The sequence below is a fragment of the Nitrosomonas mobilis genome (assembly GCF_900103035.1).
Lineage (GTDB): Bacteria > Pseudomonadota > Gammaproteobacteria > Burkholderiales > Nitrosomonadaceae > Nitrosomonas > Nitrosomonas mobilis.
In genome coordinates this window covers 105,978-123,888 of record NZ_FMWO01000032.1, presented here as the reverse complement: position 1 = coordinate 123,888, position 17,911 = coordinate 105,978, and the positions used below count along the sequence as shown (strand labels likewise).

Genomic DNA, 17,911 nt, shown 5'->3' with positions numbered 1-17,911 from the left:
CCCCGGAAGTAATGGCAAAGGCAAAAGTGAGAACAAGGATCAAGCCGGCAATATGCGCGTTAATGAAATCGTGACGATTTCTCCCGTCCTCACTTGTGAGGTCTGCGCACAAGACCTGAGTGGTGTTCCTTGTGTCGATCATGAAAGGCGCACCAGGATCGATATCGTATTTGAGAAAGTCATTGATCATGTGGATGCTGAAATCAAACGCTGCCCGGCCTGTGATAGTACGGTGAAAGGAGTCTTCCCGCCGGACATGCACGGCCCGTTACAATATGGCGATGGCTTGAAGGCTTTTGTGATTAACTTGCTGATCGGTCAGATGGTGGCCCTGAACCGGGTGCAGAAGCTGGTGAAATCGATGATAGGCACCGTAATTGCTGAAGCCACTTTGTTAAAGTTTGTCCTTCGTCTTCATCAGGCGCTGGCAAACTGGGAGCAGCAAACTACGGAGAAGATACTCCATTCACCTGCGATCAATGTCGATGAAACGTCTTTCCGGGTTGACATGAAGAACTACTGGATTCATGTCTATTCGTCGAATGACCTCACTCTCAAGTTTTTGCACCGGAACCGAGGCAAAACGGCGGTCGAAGTGATTAACATCATTCCACGCTATGGCGGTGCCATTATTCATGACTGCTGGCCAACCTATTTATCGTATCCTCACTGCAGTCATGGACTGTGCGGGTCCCATTTGTTGCGTGAACTGACTTTTATTGTTGATACGCATGACTATGCCTGGGCATGCAATATGAAGCGCATGTTACAGGAGACCTGCAAAGAAGTCTCCCAAAGCACGGAAAAGCGCCTAAGCGATAAAGCGTTCGCCAATCTACAAAAACGTTACCGGAATATCTTGACGCATGGCAAAAAAGAACTGCCCGTCATTCCACCCAAATCCAGTGGCAAGCGCGGTAAACTAGCCAAATCTGATGCGCACAATCTTTGGGAAAGACTCAAAATTCATGAAGCAGCCGTGCTGCTGTTTGCGAAAAACCCGCATGTATCGTTTACTAATAACCGAGCAGAGCGTGACCTGAGAATGTCAAAGGTCAAACAAAAGGTCTCGGGTTGTTTTAGAGTCAGCGAATACGCACATGCCTATTGCCGAATTTCAAGCTATCTGCAATCCATGGCCAACAAGGGATATAACCCACTTGTCGCTATTCAAATAGCGTTGGCCGGTGAAGCTCATAAAGTATGGGGTGAGTAGTTACCTTTGAAGAAATTAATAACGGCTCATCCGGCAAGTGCGTACTTGCCGGATGAGCCGTTATTTCGATTATTTTTAAAGGGGGCGAGCAGTTACGATAAATCGTATGAACAACCCAGAAAACACGCCTGGGACATCGAGCCTTTGTTTCACAATCTGAAACGGCTTCCGGAGTGTGAACAACTTGTGGTAGCAGAAACGCACGGAGCTGTAGATGCAGATTCGCTCGACGGTGCGGACACTGGTTCAGCTATTAAGCCTGGTTGCAGAAAAATCTTTCCCTATCGATGTCGTGGCACCCTGGCCAATACTTCGTTACTCATAAAAAATGTTTCCTTACATATCAACTATATGCTGCGTCAATATTTTTTATTCGCGCCTAATCTTGCTTAGAGCTCTGAATTTTTAGAGGTGCCCGTATGGTAAACAATGATCAAATAGACGAAACAGGACGGCAGCTCGAAGTCCATTGCCGGCATTGTGGAAGCCTGATTGCAAAACGACCCTATACTTCTGGGAGTGATGCATATTGTTCTGAACATTGTTTTCTCAAAACTAGAGATACCTGCGCTAGACAGGAAGATATGTTTAACCTCCTGGCAGAAACGTTGGTGAGCGCACTGGATCTTAGAGAACACGAAACCGGCTTGCACTCCAAGCGTGTCGCTTGTCATACACTGGTACTTGCGCGTCGGTTCACCGCCGATCCAAATGTATTGCAGCAAATTTACTGGGGAGCTTTGCTGCACGACATTGGTAAAATTGGTATTCCCGATACCATTTTATTGAAACCCGGTCCGTTGACAGCATCTGAATGGACCGAGATGCGGACACACCCCGAAAAAGGCTTCCACCTCATTTCGCAAATACCCAGTATGACAGATGCTGCAAATATCATTCTCTGTCATGAGGAACGTTATGATGGCTCAGGTTATCCAAAAGGACTAAGTGGCAATCATATTCCTTTTGGTGCTCGCCTGTTTATGGTAATCGATACCTTGGATGCAATAACTTCTGACAGGCCTTATCGTAAAGGCGATTCGTTTGATGTCGCCAAAGCGGAAATACTGCGCATGGCGGGAAGTCAGTTTGATCCGCAGGCAGTCGAGGTTTTTAGCGCTGAAGAAACCGTGCTGCGCGAAATGGTCATGCTGAAATGTCACCAGGCTTTCTCATTATAGGGTCTAGCCTTATGAAGGGCGGAAGGCGGCCAAGACAATATTTCTAATGTTATGAATATAAATGAAAATATCTGTTTCTTAACTCCTAAAATTCGGTGGATTTTTGTGCCTAAATTTGGGAGTCTTAGATTTAATTTAAAATGTAACTACTTGCCCCCCAAAAATATTTAAAAAAACACTTGACAGGTTTTTGGACGAGAAAAATTCAATTTCGTGCCTTACAGCCAAATTTCTGTGATAAGCAGCTTAGGCCCATCGCTAAGCTGATGAATTTGCGATAAAGCATAAATATTTGATTTTTATTCTAATGGTCTGTTTGCAAATGATAATTAGTGTTTATTTGCAGCGAACCAACAACTAATGCTAACATAGCCTTTATTTTTCCTATACCCTGAATAATTGAGAGGTTTAGAATTTGGATTAAGGAGGATAAGTATTTGTTTTACTAAACTTACGTCTTTGTATCATCAATCAAAAATACTTTAAAGGAGATGGCATATGAGCTACACAATAAAATTCCTGTTGATGATCATGACTGTCGTCGTTATTATGAGCGGTTGTGCAACACCAGGCCCGCCCGTCCAATTACTCAAAAATCATGATCATGCTGCCTTGGTAAAATGGTATGAACAGAAAGCAGCCACCCTTCGGAATGAGGCAGAGGAAATGCGTGCTATGGCTCGGGTGGCAGATAATTATGATGAAAGAGGACTCTATACGGATAAGTTAGGCCTAATGGCGCATTGCCGTGATTTAGCTGAAGGATATTCGAAATCTGCTGAGAAGGCTGAAGAACTGGCACAAATGCATAGAATCCTCAGCAAAGGCAAGAATGCTCAATAGATCCCATAAAAACTGAACTACTACCGGCTGGCGCCGGTTAGTTCAGAAATGACTGGATGCCGCTAGCTCTTATCTGAATGCTGTTCCAGGTACTTGCGCTTGGCAAAACAGAAATATGTCCAAAACGGTATCGAGGTTTGGCCGATATGCTGTCTTCTATAGGACGCTAAACCGCAAAAATGGCTATTTTTTCTTATCCCCTCGAAAGAGATAGCCGGGCAGGTAACATATTGCCACACCATGAAAGCGATGCGGATGTGTAATGCCAATTCCTCTCGCGGCAGCGCTAATAGCTTTACTGCTGTCGGCATACAGGAGCAATCACTGGCTAACACGGGTTTTAATGCAGAACTGATATGTCTAGCATTATCTTTTTCAACCACATAGTCAAACGTACCGCCAGATCGATCACGGTAGACCAATACGGGGATCTGCTCTGCAGAGACAAGCCTCTCCCGATGCCGGTGTGCCACGCTTATAGGCTGGGCGAATCATGCCATGCCGCTTATGCCCTTAAAGGGTTCGCGAAAAAACTTCGTCGGCCTCTACAATGCCTTTTAAATGCTCGGGTTTATGCGTGCCTGGCTTGGCCAAAAAGCGATGCCGCCAGCGAAACGAGATCGTATTATGTGCACCGCAAGTCCAGGCACTACAACGAATACTTTTTCTCTCAGACAGTTGCTGGCTAATAGCATAGCCATATAACGACAACTATTTCTTGGTTCTTAGCGTGCGCAATAATGGCATCACTATTATGGTCGCGATCCATCTGCGCTTAATCCCTCAAGCAGGCGGCTAGCCTGCGTGCAATCCGCTCAGATACCTTTTGTGACAATAACATTTTCCCAAATGCCTTTATCGCGCCAGCGGATGAAACGTCGATGTGTGTTACTCTAATCTAATGTCCCAAATCCGGCGGTAAGTCACGCTCCGGAAGGTGAGGCTCAAGCAATGCCTGTGTTTTGTCTGATATGTCGTGTCTGCGGTGTGAATATGTCATGTGTGATTCTTTCGTTTAGGTAGAAGCACACATTTTTTATCTTGTAATACACTATTCAAGAGTAGAGTGTCCTTCAATTTAAGCTTTAAATTAAGAGCACGCGATATTATGTTTTCATTTTTTGTTTTTCTAAACAGCGGTGTTACTTTAGGTTTATTACTACTTGTAAATAGCGCTTTTGCCGGAGTAGATCATAATTTTTTAACACTTGAATCGGCAACAGAAATAGCCATCCAAAATAATCCAGATCTGGCACAAATGCGGGCACGCGCTCAGGCAATGGCCGCCATTCCCTCACAAGTAGGCACCCTGCCTGATCCTGTAGTCAGCTTCAGTGCCGGGGCTCTGCCAGTGAATACATTCAATACCGCTCAGGTAGATATGACACAAATAGGACCGGCTATTTCTCAAGCGATCCCTTTTCCAGGTAAATTGGCATTACGTAGTTCAGCAGCAACTTTTGAGGCGGAAGCGGCCTTGCAAAATGTAACAGAAGCCCGATGGTGGTTACTCAGTAACGTCAAACAGGTTTGGTGGCAAGTTTTTTACCTGGATCATGCCTTGCAGATCGTGAAAAATAACCAAGCACTGTTAAAACAGTTTATTCAAATCACTCGCACCAAATATGAGGTCGGTGAAGGATTGCAACAAGATATTCTGCTGGCACAACTGGAGTTGTCCAGCCTGCTGGATCAGCAACTCAGACTGGAAGGCGCGCGGCGTAATTCTGTTGCGCAGTTGAACGCATTACTGGATCAAGCCGCCAATCAGCCGGTAAGATTGCCTGACGAGATAGATGAAAAATTACCTGATATTATTTCAGAAGCTGCATTGTACCAACAGGCTGAGCACTCCAGAGCCCTGTTGGCATCGAAACATGAATCCATTAATGCTGCGCAGGCTCGCCTGGATCTGGCTAAAAAAGACTATTACCCGGATTTTACATTAGGGGCCTCTTATGGATTCCGGCGTGACAGTCCTGCGGGTATTGATCGAGCAGATTTTTTAACACTGAATCTAAGTATGAATGTTCCGATCTTTTTAGATCGGAAACAAGCCAAGGCAGTTGATCAACGTAACAGCGAATTGTTGCAACAAAAATATGTATTACAAGATGAATGGAATCGCGTGCGCGCCCAGATCACACAAAGCCACAGCGATTTCCAACGTGCCAAGAAGCAAGTGACATTATTTAAAACCGGTATCATCCCTCAAGCACAGCAAACCGTTGATTCCATGCTGGTTGGCTATCAGGTTAATAAAGTTGACTTCCTTAACCTTGTTCGCAGTCAGATCGCTTTATTAAATAATGAACTGCAATATTGGAACGCTTTTGCAGAGGCCAATCAGGCTTTAGCAAATTTAACTGCTGCCGTGGGCGGGGAAGAAATTTATGAGTAAAGCATTAATAATCACTGCTATTGTAATGCTGATTGTGGGTATCAGCGGCGGCTGGTTCGCTGGACATTATCTACAACCAGATATCTTACCGCCTCAGCAAGATGCTGGGCAGACTACCAATTCAGAAAAAAAAGCTAAGGAGCCGCTATTTTACCGTAATCCGATGAACCCATCGGCCACTTCTCCTGTTCCCGCAAAAGATTCAATGGGCATGGACTATGTGCCGGTTTACGCCGACGATGCTGAAACTGGCAGCCCGACTGCCACCGTTAAGATTGATGCCGTCACGGTACAAAACATAGGGGTGCGTACCGCAATCGTGAAGAAAGATATCCTTTCACATATCGTGCGCGCCCTTGGACGCGTGGACTATGATGAAGAACGCATCGTGCGCCTGCATCCCAAAGTAGAAGGATGGATTGAAACCATGCGGGTGGACAAGACCGGCGAGAAAGTAAAATTTAACCAGGATTTATTGAGCATTTATTCGCCTCAACTGGTCGTCAGTCAACAGGAATATATCCTTGCCTTAAACAATCTAGAAAACCTCGAAAAAAGTCCGATTGAAGATATTCGCCGTGGCGCGGAAGAGCTGGTAAGCAGTTCGCGGAAGCGGCTAAGATTTCTGGACGTTCCGAAACATCAACTGCACGACCTGACACATGACCATAACATCCACAAAACCCTGCATATTCATAGTCCGGCTTCTGGCATTGTGGTTAATATCGGTGCCCGTGAAGGCCAGTATGTGACGCCAAAAACTGAGATTTACATGATTGCCGATTTATCCAAAATATGGGTATATGCCGACATCTATGAAAATGAGCTGCCTTGGGTGAAACAGGGCGATCTGGCTGAAATGCAGCTGGCAGGAATCCCTGGACGTATTTTCAGAGGCCACCTGGCTTTTATTTACCCCTACGCTGAGGCAAAAACCAGAACCATTAAAGTACGTCTGGAGTTTGATAATACAGAGTTGTTATTGAAACCTGAAATGTTCGCTGAAGTATCAATCTATGCAAGCAAGCAAATGAGCGCATTAATAATTCCGTCCGAAGCAGTCATCCGCTCAGGCACGCGCGACAAGGTCCTGGTTGTACGTAGTGCGGGGAAATTTGAGCCGCGCACTATTACCACAGGTATAGCGTCTGGTGGAAAAGTGATCGTGCTGGAAGGGCTCAAAGAAGGCGAAGAAGTTGTCACGTCAGCTCAGTTCCTGATTGATTCTGAATCTAGTTTACGTGAAGCCACTGCAAAAATGTCAAGTCCAGGATTACAAGAATCTAAACCCAATCCATTACAGATAGAAGAAGGACCGCATCAACATGATTAACAGCATCGTTAACGGTTCCCTGAATAACCGATTTATGGTGCTGCTGGCAGTTGTTGTATTGGCTGCAGGAGGACTCTGGTCCTTTAAAAATATCTCATTAGATGCTATTCCTGATTTATCGGATGTACAAGTCATTGTGTTTACTGAATTCCCGGGCCAAGCACCACAGGTCGTCGAAGACCAGGTTACCTATCCACTGACGACGGCCATGCTGGCGGTGCCGCATGCCAAAGTAGTGCGCGGCTATTCTTTCTTTGGACTATCGTTCGTTTATATTATTTTTGAAGATGGTACCGACATGTATTGGGCCAGATCACGGGTACTGGAATACCTTAATTATGCCAATGAGCGGCTGCCGCAAGGTGTCAACCCGTCACTGGGACCAGATGCAACCGGTGTAGGCTGGGTTTATGAGTATGCGCTGGTCGATAAAACCGGCAAACACGATCTGGCTCAGTTACGCTCCATACAAGACTGGTATCTGCGTTACCCATTGCAAACGGTGCAAGGTGTATCAGAAGTCGCATCTGTTGGCGGGTACGTCAAGCAATACCAGATAGAAATCAATCCGAATGCCTTGCTTGCCTATAACATTCCCTTATCTAAGGTTAAATATGCCATTCAACGCTCGAATAATGATGTTGGCGGACGCTTGGTCGAAATGGCTGAAACGGAATATATGGTTCGTGGCTTGGGCTATATACGTTCGCTGGACGATATCCGAAGCATTCCGGTGGGAATTGATAGCAATGGCACGCCTGTTCGCCTGCAAGATGTTGCGCATGTGCAGATCGGTCCAGAGCTACGCCGTGGTGTCGTAGAACTAAATGGTGAAGGTGAGGTAGCGGGAGGTATCGTCATTATGCGTTATGGCGATAATGCACAGGCGACCATACTGGGAATACGTGAGAAACTGCAGGAACTTAAACAGGGATTACCGGAAGGTGTTGAAATTATTCCTGTTTATGACCGCGGCGACTTAATTGAGCGCGCAGTGGATACATTAAATACAGCGCTGATTCAGGAACTGGTCATCGTCTGTGTGCTGGTCGGCTTGTTTTTACTCCATCTGCGTTCATCATTGGTCATTGTGATCACGCTACCACTGGCCGTCCTGATGGCGTTTATTGTGATGAAATGGCAGGGTATTAATGCCAATATCATGTCTTTGGGGGGTATTGCCATCGCGATTGGTGATATGGTCGATGGTGGCATCGTGATGGTGGAGAACTCCCACAGACATATCAGCGAGGCGATTGCAAAGAAAAAAACCGAATTGACTGAAAGTGAGCGCTGGCAAGCCATTGGCAGTGCCTCGCGTGAGGTAGCGCCTTCACTGTTCTTCGCATTGCTGATCATTACCGTCTCATTTATACCCATTTTTGCGATGGAGGCTCAGGAAGGCCGGATGTTCAGCCCACTAGCCTATACCAAGTCCTATGCCATGGCTGCTGCAGCTATCTTAACTATCACGGCAGTGCCGGTATTAATGGGCTATTTCATTCGCGGAAAAATCATTCCTGAGAGAAAAAACCCAGCTAACCGTTTCTTGCATTTTATTCACCGGCCAATACTCAAGCTGGCGATGCGCTGGCGGGCCATAACATTAATACTGGCCATGCTGTTACTGGCCTCAACTCTTTATCCGCTATCCAAGATTGGCAGTGAGTTCATGCCGCCATTGGATGAAGGCGATATTCTCTATATGCCGAGCACATTTCCGGGCATTTCCATTACCAAAGCCAAAGAACTTTTGCAACAAACCGATAAAATTCTGATGACCTTTCCTGAAGTACATCATGTGTTCGGTAAAATTGGTCGCGCCGAGACCGCGACGGACCCTGCACCCCTGTCGATGATGGAAACGACCATACGCCTTAAACCCAAATCAGAATGGCCCGACCCAAACAAGACTGCGCAAGAATTAGTGGCCGAAATGGATCAAGCGATTAATTTTCCAGGTGTGGCCAACGCCTGGACCATGCCGATTAAAACCCGTATTGATATGTTATCGACCGGGATTAAAACACCGGTTGGCATCAAAATTTCCGGACCGGATCTGGACGAATTGCAGCGTTTATCCAAACAGATCGAAGAAACAATGAAAACCATGCCGGAAACACTATCCGCTTTTGGTGATCGGACCGCTGGGGGATATTATCTGGACTTTGATATCAAGCGTGATGAAGCGGCCCGTTATGGTTTAACAGTCGGTGACGTACAAGATGTCATTCAAAGTGCCATCGGCGGCATGAATATTACCGAAACCGTGGAAGGTCTGGAGCGCTACCCGGTCAACCTGCGTTATCCGCGAGAATTACGCGATAATCCGGAGAGCCTGAAGCGTACATTAATTCCTACCCCTACCGGCGCACAGATCCCGCTGTCATTAGTGGCTGATCTTATACTGAGACGTGGCCCTCCTGCTATTAAAAGTGAAAATGCGCGCCCGAATGCCTGGATTTATGTGGATCTTAAAACGTCTGACATTGGTGGTTTTGTAACCAAAGCAAAAACGTTAGTAGAAAACCAGGTAAAACTCCCTGCTGGCTATACCATTAGCTGGTCGGGTCAGTTTGAATATATGGAGCGCGCCGCAGAAAAATTGCGTGTTGTGGTGCCACTGACACTCATGCTGATCTTTTTCCTGCTGTATCTTACTTTTCGAAATGCGATGGAACCTGTCATTGTCATGCTAACGGTTCCTTTCGGTCTTATTGGTGGCATCTGGCTGGTTTATCTACTTGGATTTAACCTCTCTGTCGCGGTATATGTCGGTTTTATTGCGTTGGCCGGTACAGCAGCGGAAACTGGCGTCATGGTGTTAAATTTTATTGATATTGAAATCGCCAAATTACGCCGGCAAAAACAAGCTCTGCTATCTTCTACAGAAATTCGTGAAGCGGTCGAAGCAGCCACTGCCATGCGTGTGCGACCTGTTGCGATCACTGCGTTTTCTACCATGATAGGTTTAGTGCCCATTATGATGGCTACTGGCAGCGGTGCAGATGTTACCCATCGAATTGCGGCGCCGGTATTAGGTGGTATGTTTACAGTATTGCTGCTGACTCTGCTGGTTTTTCCAGTTATCTACAGTTTGGTTCTGCAATTTCAAGAAAAAAGAAAACAACAAAGTATTGATGCAAATCAATTACAACCAAATCAGATTGAACATAATGCAAAAGGAGATGAGTGATATGAAACTACGCTATAAAGGAAAAAGGAGGACATAAGACCTCTCTTTTTTAGTCTTGCTCCCGATTGCCGATTGTGCTCAGGATACGGGAACAGGTCAACAGAGTCATCAAGCCACAATCAAAAATATTGAGGGTAAGTATATTTATGAACGCAACTGCAGCCCCTACCATGGTAGTGATGGAATCGGTGCATTTGCCGGGGTGCCAGATTTAATCCGGATCAAAGGTTTCAGTTCTGAAGCAGATTCGAATGCTGCATTATTCGAGCATGTTTAACATGTCAAACAAGGGATAAAATCTCCCAGTAACTCCCTTTTAATGCCACCCAAAAGCGGCAATTCGAATTTAACTGTTATAGGCGGATAATTGTTCCAGTTTGCCATAATTATCGAGCAATTGATTCTTGCAGTGACGCCGAATGGGATATCGCAATGATGCATATGACATGGCGTTTTATTGGTTTTTAGCCACAATGAGGGAAACAGGCGGTTCTGTGATGGGTTTCAAGTCTCTTTCCGTCGCCAGCACTATGTTGGCAGGGATAGAATAGTACACATGATCAGCAAAGGTCAGATAATCATTTCAAAAAGAGATGAGATATCTTTCCTTTCGCCGAACAATTTTATGCGTTACAGTTCAGTTGCGTCTATACCGACCGTAGGTTTGATAAAGCTTACCAAAAATCCGTTCTTACTCAGTTAATGCAGCAAAACCAATTACTTAGCCTCTGCAGCCATTTTTCGATGCGAGTCAGCCATGATTTTATTTTCTTCTGCAGCTTGTTCGTAAATTTTAATCAACTTCTTGCAATGCGCTTGCAAATGTTGAGCCGACTTACCAAAGATATGGCTTTTTCTTTTATATGGTCCGAGCCTTTTCTTATATTCTTGTGCCATTAACTGCATATCCTTGGCGGCATCTTCATAATGATTGGCCAATTCTTCATGATCGGCGCTGGTTTTAGCATTCTGAATTGCTTCGGCCATGTCCATCGGATGAGGATTAACTATTTGAGCGAAGGAAGTGAAGGAAGCGAATAAACCGATAATTGCTAAAATTGCGATTCTTCTTTTCATGGTATATTCTTTATTTTTCAATAAATACAAGTGTTTGTGGCACATAGAAACCAGAATTTTATGAGCAAACAGTATGTATCTCCGTTGGATGATTGAAAGAGAAACTTAGTAAACTGTCCAGTTTTTGAATAATCTTAGCTAACTGATGCACTTTTTCTCGGCCCTAAAAGCCTTATACGGGCAAGTTATTCTATCACTACAATGAAAAAGGGTGGTGACATTTCAGCGTAAAATTCTAAATGAATTGTGGGCATATTGACTGATTCCGCTCATGTCAGCCGTATTGATCTGTGCGCTGGTTTCGTCTCGAATGAGAACATGGAGTCATGGGATCGCCGAGCATGGGTTTAAAGCAATAACCGGGGTCAGATACACATTAAATAACATCATTTTTTCTTACGCTATCCGACAGGTTGCCCCGCTTTTTTTTTTTTGGCGCCAGTCTTCTGCCAGTCAATACTTCAACCTCTTCCTTGAAACGATCATTACCGATAGCTACTATTTTCTAAACTAATGTAAAGATTTGCCCCTTACTCAGGAAAAGCGCAAACCACAAGGTATTGACGCAAATCAATTGCAGCCAAATTAATCTGAATGTAATACAAAAAAATAAGTAACGTGAAAACGCGTGACAAACCATGCTATTTCTGGATTTAACGAAGCTAGCACGCGCGACGTGAAGCTGACGCCCCGGCGGGGTTAATGAATGCTGTTTTCCCATATTTTCTGAATTCATTTAATTTGTATTACCGACTCCGGTTAACCTTTTTGCTGGTCTCGTCATTAGAGAATAAAACCTCAATTAAGTATGATGTCCTCAGAACGCTTAACTTTAAACGCCGAGTTTCCTCCTGTTCCGGTGTTAACTCTCCTTTACCTCGAAATGCCTGTCCATCACCATCCGCCCGGCATTCCTTGATCCAGCGCCTGAGCATCTGAGCATGTTGGTGTTGATCTCCAAGGCTACGTGCAGCCTCCGTAACTTGATAGCATTGATCCAGAGCCAGGCTTACTGCATCTAATTAAAATTTTTTTGTATATTGCTTTTTTATTACCATTTCTTCCTCCAGTTAAGTATATTTCCTCTTAACTGGGGTGTCCGAGTTTATCAGCCCATGTCAATATCAATAAACGGCGAGGAGCAGCGACCATGAGATTACCGACCCACAAAACCAAGATCGTGTGTACGATAGGTCCGGCCTCCCGTTCGGAGGCCGTCCTGGAGCAGCTGATGCAGCTGGACATGAATGTGGCGCGACTCAATTTCGCTCACGGTACCCAGCAGGGGCATCGGGAAGATATTCGGCGCATCCGAACTGTTGCAGCAAAGCTTCAGCGGCATTGCCTGATCATGGCGGATCTTCCCGGTCCTAAGATGCGCATCGGTCAACTCCTGGAAGAGCCGCTTCTGTTGAAAAAGGGGGATGAGGTCGTTTTGACGACCAAAAACTTTGCAGATGCCCCCAATCAAATACCGGTCGCCTTCAAACTACTACCGGAAAGCGTGACTGCGGGAGACCTGATTTTCCTCAATGACGGCTTCATACAACTCCGGGTGGAGAAGGTGTCGGGTGAGAATGTCTTCTGTCGGACGGTTATCGACGGCCCGCTCCTTTCCCACAAAGGGCTGAGCATCCCCGGAGTGAAAATTATGGCTGAAGCGGTGTCGCAAACCGACCTCGCGTTCGTCGACTTTGCCCTGCAGGATGGGGTGGATGCCTTCGGAGTTTCCTTCGTACAGGCCGCCACCGATATATTGAAGGTCAAGGAATTTGCGCAAAAAAAGGGGCACTCCGCGTATGTGGTTGCCAAGATAGAGCGCGCCGAAGCCGTTGAAAATATAGACGATATTCTCTCTGTGGCGGATGCGATTATGATTGCCCGCGGCGACCTGGGAGTACAGATCCCTTTGCAGGATGTGCCTACCGTGCAGAAAAGGCTGATTCACAAGGCGAATCTCCTGGGTAGACCAGTAATAACGGCGACCCAGATGTTGATGTCCATGACCGAGAACATTCGCCCGACCCGTGCCGAGGTTTCCGATGTGGCTAACGCCATTCTGGACGGTACAGACGCAGTGATGCTGTCCGAAGAGACAGCTATTGGACGTTACCCCGCCGAAACGGTTGAAATGATTGGCAAGATTGCTATATCCACCGAGCGAGAGGAGAAAGCCGCCCGAGCGCTGGCTGATTTACCTACCTACTTTCGCGTGGCGGCGAATTCCGGCAACACCACCGTGGAAGATATCGTCACACTGAACGCAGTTGAATCCGCCGATGCTTTGAATGTGCGTTACATTCTGACCCGTTCGCAGGGAAGAGCCGCGCCCTGTCTGATTTCCAGATTCAGACCTGAGAGCTGGATACTGTCGCATGGCGGCGATGAAAGAACGAACAACCTCCTATCCCTGTCTTACGGCGTCCATCCGATAAATCTCGATAATGTCGAAAACGGCGTTGTCGGCAAAGCCACCGGATGGCTGGTTGCAACCGGTATGGTTGCAAAAAATGAAAAACTGATATGGGTTGAGGATGAAGCGTCTGACAACAAGCTGGAGGCCTTGTCTATAAAAATTATCAAAACCTGAAGCTCTCAATGCAGAGCATTGGGAACAAAGCGCCTGTCCAATTGCTGGCACCTTAGTCGCAACACCTTTCATCTGTTAACAACATTAATTGGATGGCCGGGTGCTGCGGTTTTGATGTTGATTTGATTTCGGGGTTTTGATATGTTTCAATCCTCGCCCGGCTGGTTGGCCGGGCGCTGCAAGCTCTACACCATCAACATCAAACCCAATACGAGTTTCAATCCTCGCCCGGCTGGTTGGCCGGGCGCTGCGGGCTGAGTAGTGCCAGGGCTGCATAGTTTCGCGGGTTTCAATCCTCGCCCGGCTGGTTGGCCGGGCGCTGCTTATAAATTCCTTAAATTCACCCCTGGCTGTTATGTTTCAATCCTCGCCCGGCTGGTTGGCCGGGCGCTGCGGTCAACGTCGGAACATGCGTTGTTGCTGCGTTGTTTCAATCCTCGCCCGGCTGGTTGGCCGGGCGCTGCTATGTCGGAATGCAACAAATGCGTTTGCTGTGTCGTTTCAATCCTCGCCCGGCTGGTTGGCCGGGCGCTGCCCCGCAGCAGATAAAGCAGCGTCAAAAGTATTAAAGTTTCAATCCTCGCCCGGCTGGTTGGCCGGGCGCTGCAAACCTATTAAATCGTCAGAACCGAAAAGATTATGTTTCAATCCTCGCCCGGCTGGTTGGCCGGGCGCTGCTTGATGCTAATAATCAGCCTATTGGTTCGAAAGAGTTTCAATCCTCGCCCGGCTGGTTGGCCGGGCGCTGCTGGTGTTGATTTGTATCCTAATCTGCGCATGGTTGTTTCAATCCTCGCCCGGCTGGTTGGCCGGGCGCTGCTTTCTTTCACTTGTCAAAGTTAGCCCACTTCAGTGTTTCAATCCTCGCCCGGCTGGTTGGCCGGGCGCTGCCTACAACTACAACTGTAACAATTACAGATAATTCGTTTCAATCCTCGCCCGGCTGGTTGGCCGGGCGCTGCTCCAGAACGGACGCATCATGCAAAGCAGACAAATGTTTCAATCCTCGCCCGGCTGGTTGGCCGGGCGCTGCAGTTTTGGGCCGCATCCATGGCGGTTTGCATCATGGTTTCAATCCTCGCCCGGCTGGTTGGCCGGGCGCTGCTTAAAAAGTTTGTCCGTTATAACGGCAAAATACAGGTTTCAATCCTCGCCCGGCTGGTTGGCCGGGCGCTGCATTGACATAATTACCGGCCGTCATGCGATAGGTGTTTCAATCCTCGCCCGGCTGGTTGGCCGGGCGCTGCTACATGATGCGCAAAATAAATGTCGAAAAGGAGAGTTTCAATCCTCGCCCGGCTGGTTGGCCGGGCGCTGCACACCGCGCCCACCGCCAACTCATCAGATAACGGGTTTCAATCCTCGCCCGGCTGGTTGGCCGGGCGCTGCCGGCGTACACGAAGGAATTCTTTAACACAGCGTATGTTTCAATCCTCGCCCGGCTGGTTGGCCGGGCGCTGCTAATCTATTTTGCTCGGCGTTAACGCCACCTTGTGTTTCAATCCTCGCCCGGCTGGTTGGCCGGGCGCTGCAAATGGAAGACTGGGTACAAAGTGCACAGGAAAGGAGTTTCAATCCTCGCCCGGCTGGTTGGCCGGGCGCTGCACAGCAGTTATCAAAGTAATACTCATTATGCAGGTTTCAATCCTCGCCCGGCTGGTTGGCCGGGCGCTGCGTTTCAGAAGTGAGACTAACTTTACGTGTTACTGAGTTTCAATCCTCGCCCGGCTGGTTGGCCGGGCGCTGCTAACAATGCAGGAATTAAGATATACATTGTCTTTTGTTTCAATCCTCGCCCGGCTGGTTGGCCGGGCGCTGCCATGTTCGCAGAACCGACAGCGGCATTAGCGGGGGTTTCAATCCTCGCCCGGCTGGTTGGCCGGGCGCTGCAGTACCGCTACAACACTTGGATATAGCAGTACAAAAAGGTTGGTTTGCGCGAACCAGTAGTTTTCACAAACTCATTTTGCATAATAAGTCTATTTTTCAAAAAAATAGGATTTATTCTCATACTGTTAGGGCTTGCGCGGAACCATTGGGTTTTTCTCGCTGCTTTGGGTTCGCGTATTTTAGATAATAAGTGGTTCTTCGAAGTTGATTGCCTTGAATTTGCCGTATTCCCTGACATGGAGATCAACGGGTTCGGTCAAACGGTACAGGCGCAGATTATCCTCTTCTTCATCGATTTCGGCTAGCAGGCGGCGTTCAAGCTGTTCGAGCTGCATCAGATCGACACGGCATTCAAACACGGATTTTTGCACACGTTGTCCCATGCTTTCACACACTTTGGCCACGCGACGCAGCCGCCTGCGACCTGCACGGGTTTCAGTCGAGACATCATAGGTGACGATGATCAGCATGGTTACCTTACGAGGAATGGCAGATAGTGCGCCATTTCGCCACGGATGGTTCTGGCCAGAAACTTGGCCTGAAGCTGCGGCAGTAAACCAATGGGTACTTTGGTTTCCAGCAGTGAGTGAGTGATTTCTTCCTGTTTGCGCTCCTGGTAAGCAATGACGACGGTTTTTCGCGCCTTGTCATTCAATTCGACTGCACCGCCTTCACGCAACGTCAAATCATGCTCCGCGATCTGGCCACGATTGATCAGGGTCAATGCAAGACGGTCTGCAATGATTGACCGGAACTCTTCCATCAGATCCAGCGCCAGCGCGGCGCGCCCTGGGCGGATCGCGTGCAGCAGGCCGATTTGTGGATCAAGACCCACGCTTTCCACCGCAGAGCGGCAATCATTCATCAACATGGAATACAGGAAAGATAGCAGGGCGTTGAAGCGGTCGCGCGGTGGGCGGCGGGTGCGGCCATCCATCGTGAAATGTTCTCTGATGTCTGGTTTGACCAAATGGGGCAGTGCGGCAAAATAGAGTTTGGCTGCATCTCCCTCGATCCCGCGCACCTGATCGAGATCGCGGGTGTGCGGCAGGTTGCGCAGCGAGTTGGCGAGCATGTCGGCTGCATGGCTCAGACATTTTTGATCCGTTTCATCCTTGCTCTCCCGCGCGCCGCGTAGTAATACCTGACGGCAATTGCGCAGCTTACCAGCGATAAACGCCTGCGCCGTGGTCAGAACGAAAGTGGCATCTGCTATATTGCGGTGCTGCGCTTGCCGCAATAACACGTTACCGCTGACGGAGCCTTCCAGCCGCGCCTTGAAGCGGCCATTTGCATCTGTTAGCACCAGGCTGATGCCATCATCGGCGCAGCGGTGCATCAGTGCCGGAGAAAGCATGACATTACCAAGACATACTACTGATCCGAGATGATGCAGCGGCACCCGCAATTTTTTCTCGCGCTCCACGTCGATACGCACGGTATCGTTTTCCAGATGGACATAGGCATTGGGGGTCATGATATAGAGCGTATTCAGAATCTGCCGCATGTTATGTAACCTCCTGATCATTTGGCTGGAACAAAGTGTCGTAAATGATCTGTTGACGGTTTTTCCGGGATAAAGCAGCCGGCTGACAAATCTCCAACAGAGAGCATTCCTTGCAACGCTGGTCGTTAATCGGTGGCGGAATATTGCCTGACGTCTGCAACACGCGAATGGCATCAACCGCTGCTACCACTTGTGCACGCAGGATGTCGGTAATCGCCACTTCACGCCGCCTGCGCGAGGAATGATGATAAATTGCACCTTGCGTGACTGGTTTTCCAGTCATTTCTTCGAGACAGATCGCCTGTGCGGCGAGTTGCAGGTTGTCATGCAGTTTTGCCCGCTTTCTTCCGTGCTTGTATTCCACCGGATAAATCTGTCCGTCGGGATGAAATTCCACTACATCGCACTTGCCGATCAATCCGAGGCGCTCCGACCAGACCGGTAATGCCTGTTCGCTGCGTACCCCTTCAAATGTCTCGAAACCGGGTTCGTCTACGCGTTTATGAGCGGCATTGCCACGCAGGGTATGCACGTTGTCGTCGAATACCTGTTCGATATGAATCAACGCATATGCCGCGGACAATAGCTCCAGTGCTGTAGGGCAGAAAGCATGATGGGGTCGGCTGCTTCGTTCATAGTAGTGGTGCCACCATATTATTTGTGGCATTTGAATTGAA

Annotated in this window: 13 protein-coding genes, 2 pseudogenes and 1 CRISPR repeat array; of the genes and pseudogenes, 8 read left to right on the top strand and 7 right to left on the bottom strand. The window is 47.8% G+C overall.

Annotated features, from left to right (window positions below; all coding sequences use genetic code 11):
• The 4 genes from tnpC to NSMM_RS03365 all read left to right on the top strand — a co-directional run.
• A partial coding sequence (gene tnpC, locus NSMM_RS03380) for an IS66 family transposase (RefSeq protein ID WP_090284613.1) occupies window positions 1-1,216 on the top strand: 1,216 nt, incomplete at its 5' end.
• A gap of 6 nt (window positions 1,217-1,222) precedes the next feature.
• Window positions 1,223-1,609 (top strand): hypothetical protein, encoded by a 387-nt coding sequence (locus NSMM_RS15520; protein ID WP_176753841.1) that lies wholly within the window; start codon window positions 1,223-1,225, stop codon window positions 1,607-1,609.
• 191 nt (window positions 1,610-1,800) lie between these two features.
• Complete coding sequence (locus NSMM_RS03370; RefSeq protein ID WP_090284609.1) at window positions 1,801-2,397, top strand: HD-GYP domain-containing protein; 597 nt, start codon at window positions 1,801-1,803, stop codon at window positions 2,395-2,397.
• Window positions 2,398-2,895: 498 nt separating this feature from the next.
• The gene (locus tag NSMM_RS03365; protein WP_090284607.1) at window positions 2,896-3,240 is read left to right on the top strand and encodes a hypothetical protein; all 345 of its coding nucleotides are present in this window, start codon (window positions 2,896-2,898) and stop codon (window positions 3,238-3,240) included.
• A 62-nt stretch (window positions 3,241-3,302) separates the two neighbouring features.
• Here the strand turns inward: NSMM_RS03365 and NSMM_RS15965 are convergent, their stop codons facing one another.
• Together NSMM_RS15965 and NSMM_RS16955 are read right to left on the bottom strand one after the other, a co-directional pair.
• Window positions 3,303-3,662, bottom strand: coding sequence for a hypothetical protein (locus NSMM_RS15965; protein WP_218120991.1), 360 nt, complete (start codon window positions 3,660-3,662; stop codon window positions 3,303-3,305).
• Window positions 3,663-4,073: 411 nt separating this feature from the next.
• A pseudogene (locus NSMM_RS16955) lies at window positions 4,074-4,240 on the bottom strand (IS5/IS1182 family transposase); the annotation flags it as partial.
• A gap of 108 nt (window positions 4,241-4,348) precedes the next feature.
• On the opposite strand from NSMM_RS16955, the gene NSMM_RS03360 reads away from it, so the two are divergent.
• Genes NSMM_RS03360 through NSMM_RS03350 form a run of 3 tightly spaced genes read left to right on the top strand, consistent with a single transcriptional unit; the run spans window position 4,349 to window position 10,170 of the window.
• On the top strand, window positions 4,349-5,641 hold the full coding sequence (locus NSMM_RS03360; protein WP_090284605.1) for a TolC family protein: 1,293 nt from the start codon (window positions 4,349-4,351) through the stop codon (window positions 5,639-5,641).
• On the top strand, window positions 5,634-6,974 hold the full coding sequence (locus tag NSMM_RS03355) for an efflux RND transporter periplasmic adaptor subunit (RefSeq protein WP_090284603.1): 1,341 nt from the start codon (window positions 5,634-5,636) through the stop codon (window positions 6,972-6,974). Before NSMM_RS03360 ends, NSMM_RS03355 begins: the two co-directional genes overlap by 8 nt.
• Entirely contained in the window at window positions 6,967-10,170 is a 3,204-nt protein-coding gene (locus NSMM_RS03350) for an efflux RND transporter permease subunit (RefSeq protein ID WP_090284602.1), read from the top strand. Before NSMM_RS03355 ends, NSMM_RS03350 begins: the two co-directional genes overlap by 8 nt.
• Before the next feature lie 717 nt (window positions 10,171-10,887).
• Here the strand turns inward: NSMM_RS03350 and NSMM_RS03340 are convergent.
• Window positions 10,888-11,247 (bottom strand): hypothetical protein, encoded by a 360-nt coding sequence (locus NSMM_RS03340; RefSeq protein WP_090284637.1) that lies wholly within the window; start codon window positions 11,245-11,247, stop codon window positions 10,888-10,890.
• 827 nt (window positions 11,248-12,074) lie between these two features.
• Window positions 12,075-12,254 (bottom strand): annotated as a pseudogene (locus tag NSMM_RS15055) (transposase); the annotation flags it as partial.
• Window positions 12,255-12,397: 143 nt separating this feature from the next.
• Between NSMM_RS15055 and pyk the strand changes: the two are divergent.
• Entirely contained in the window at window positions 12,398-13,837 is a 1,440-nt protein-coding gene (gene pyk / locus NSMM_RS03335; protein ID WP_090284599.1) for a pyruvate kinase, read from the top strand.
• A gap of 143 nt (window positions 13,838-13,980) precedes the next feature.
• A CRISPR array of direct repeats spans window positions 13,981-15,727; the repeat unit is 37 nt; unit sequence GTTTCAATCCTCGCCCGGCTGGTTGGCCGGGCGCTGC.
• A 179-nt stretch (window positions 15,728-15,906) separates the two neighbouring features.
• On the opposite strand, the gene cas2 is transcribed toward pyk, so the two are convergent.
• The 3 genes from cas2 to cas4 are packed head-to-tail and all read right to left on the bottom strand — an operon-like array spanning window position 15,907 to window position 17,901.
• Window positions 15,907-16,197, bottom strand: a complete 291-nt coding sequence (gene cas2, locus NSMM_RS03330; protein WP_090284597.1) for a CRISPR-associated endonuclease Cas2 — start codon at window positions 16,195-16,197, stop codon at window positions 15,907-15,909.
• A gap of 2 nt (window positions 16,198-16,199) precedes the next feature.
• Window positions 16,200-17,234, bottom strand: coding sequence for a type I-C CRISPR-associated endonuclease Cas1c (gene cas1c, locus NSMM_RS03325; protein ID WP_090284595.1), 1,035 nt, complete (start codon window positions 17,232-17,234; stop codon window positions 16,200-16,202).
• A gap of 1 nt (window position 17,235) precedes the next feature.
• Window positions 17,236-17,901 (bottom strand): CRISPR-associated protein Cas4, encoded by a 666-nt coding sequence (gene cas4, locus NSMM_RS03320; RefSeq protein ID WP_245654660.1) that lies wholly within the window; start codon window positions 17,899-17,901, stop codon window positions 17,236-17,238.
• Between the last annotated feature and the right edge of the window lie 10 nt (window positions 17,902-17,911).

Coding starts and splice junctions, on each gene's coding strand:
- NSMM_RS03350 (WP_090284602.1), top strand. CDS start 6,967: ATGATTAACAGCATCGTTAACGGTTCCCTGAATAACCGATTTATGGTG.
- NSMM_RS03340 (WP_090284637.1), bottom strand. CDS start 11,247: ATGAAAAGAAGAATCGCAATTTTAGCAATTATCGGTTTATTCGCTTCC.
- cas1c (WP_090284595.1), bottom strand. CDS start 17,234: ATGCGGCAGATTCTGAATACGCTCTATATCATGACCCCCAATGCCTAT.
- NSMM_RS03355 (WP_090284603.1), top strand. CDS start 5,634: ATGAGTAAAGCATTAATAATCACTGCTATTGTAATGCTGATTGTGGGT.
- cas4 (WP_245654660.1), bottom strand. CDS start 17,901: ATGCCACAAATAATATGGTGGCACCACTACTATGAACGAAGCAGCCGA.
- NSMM_RS03360 (WP_090284605.1), top strand. CDS start 4,349: ATGTTTTCATTTTTTGTTTTTCTAAACAGCGGTGTTACTTTAGGTTTA.
- NSMM_RS03370 (WP_090284609.1), top strand. CDS start 1,801: ATGTTTAACCTCCTGGCAGAAACGTTGGTGAGCGCACTGGATCTTAGA.
- cas2 (WP_090284597.1), bottom strand. CDS start 16,197: ATGCTGATCATCGTCACCTATGATGTCTCGACTGAAACCCGTGCAGGT.
- pyk (WP_090284599.1), top strand. CDS start 12,398: ATGAGATTACCGACCCACAAAACCAAGATCGTGTGTACGATAGGTCCG.
- NSMM_RS03365 (WP_090284607.1), top strand. CDS start 2,896: ATGAGCTACACAATAAAATTCCTGTTGATGATCATGACTGTCGTCGTT.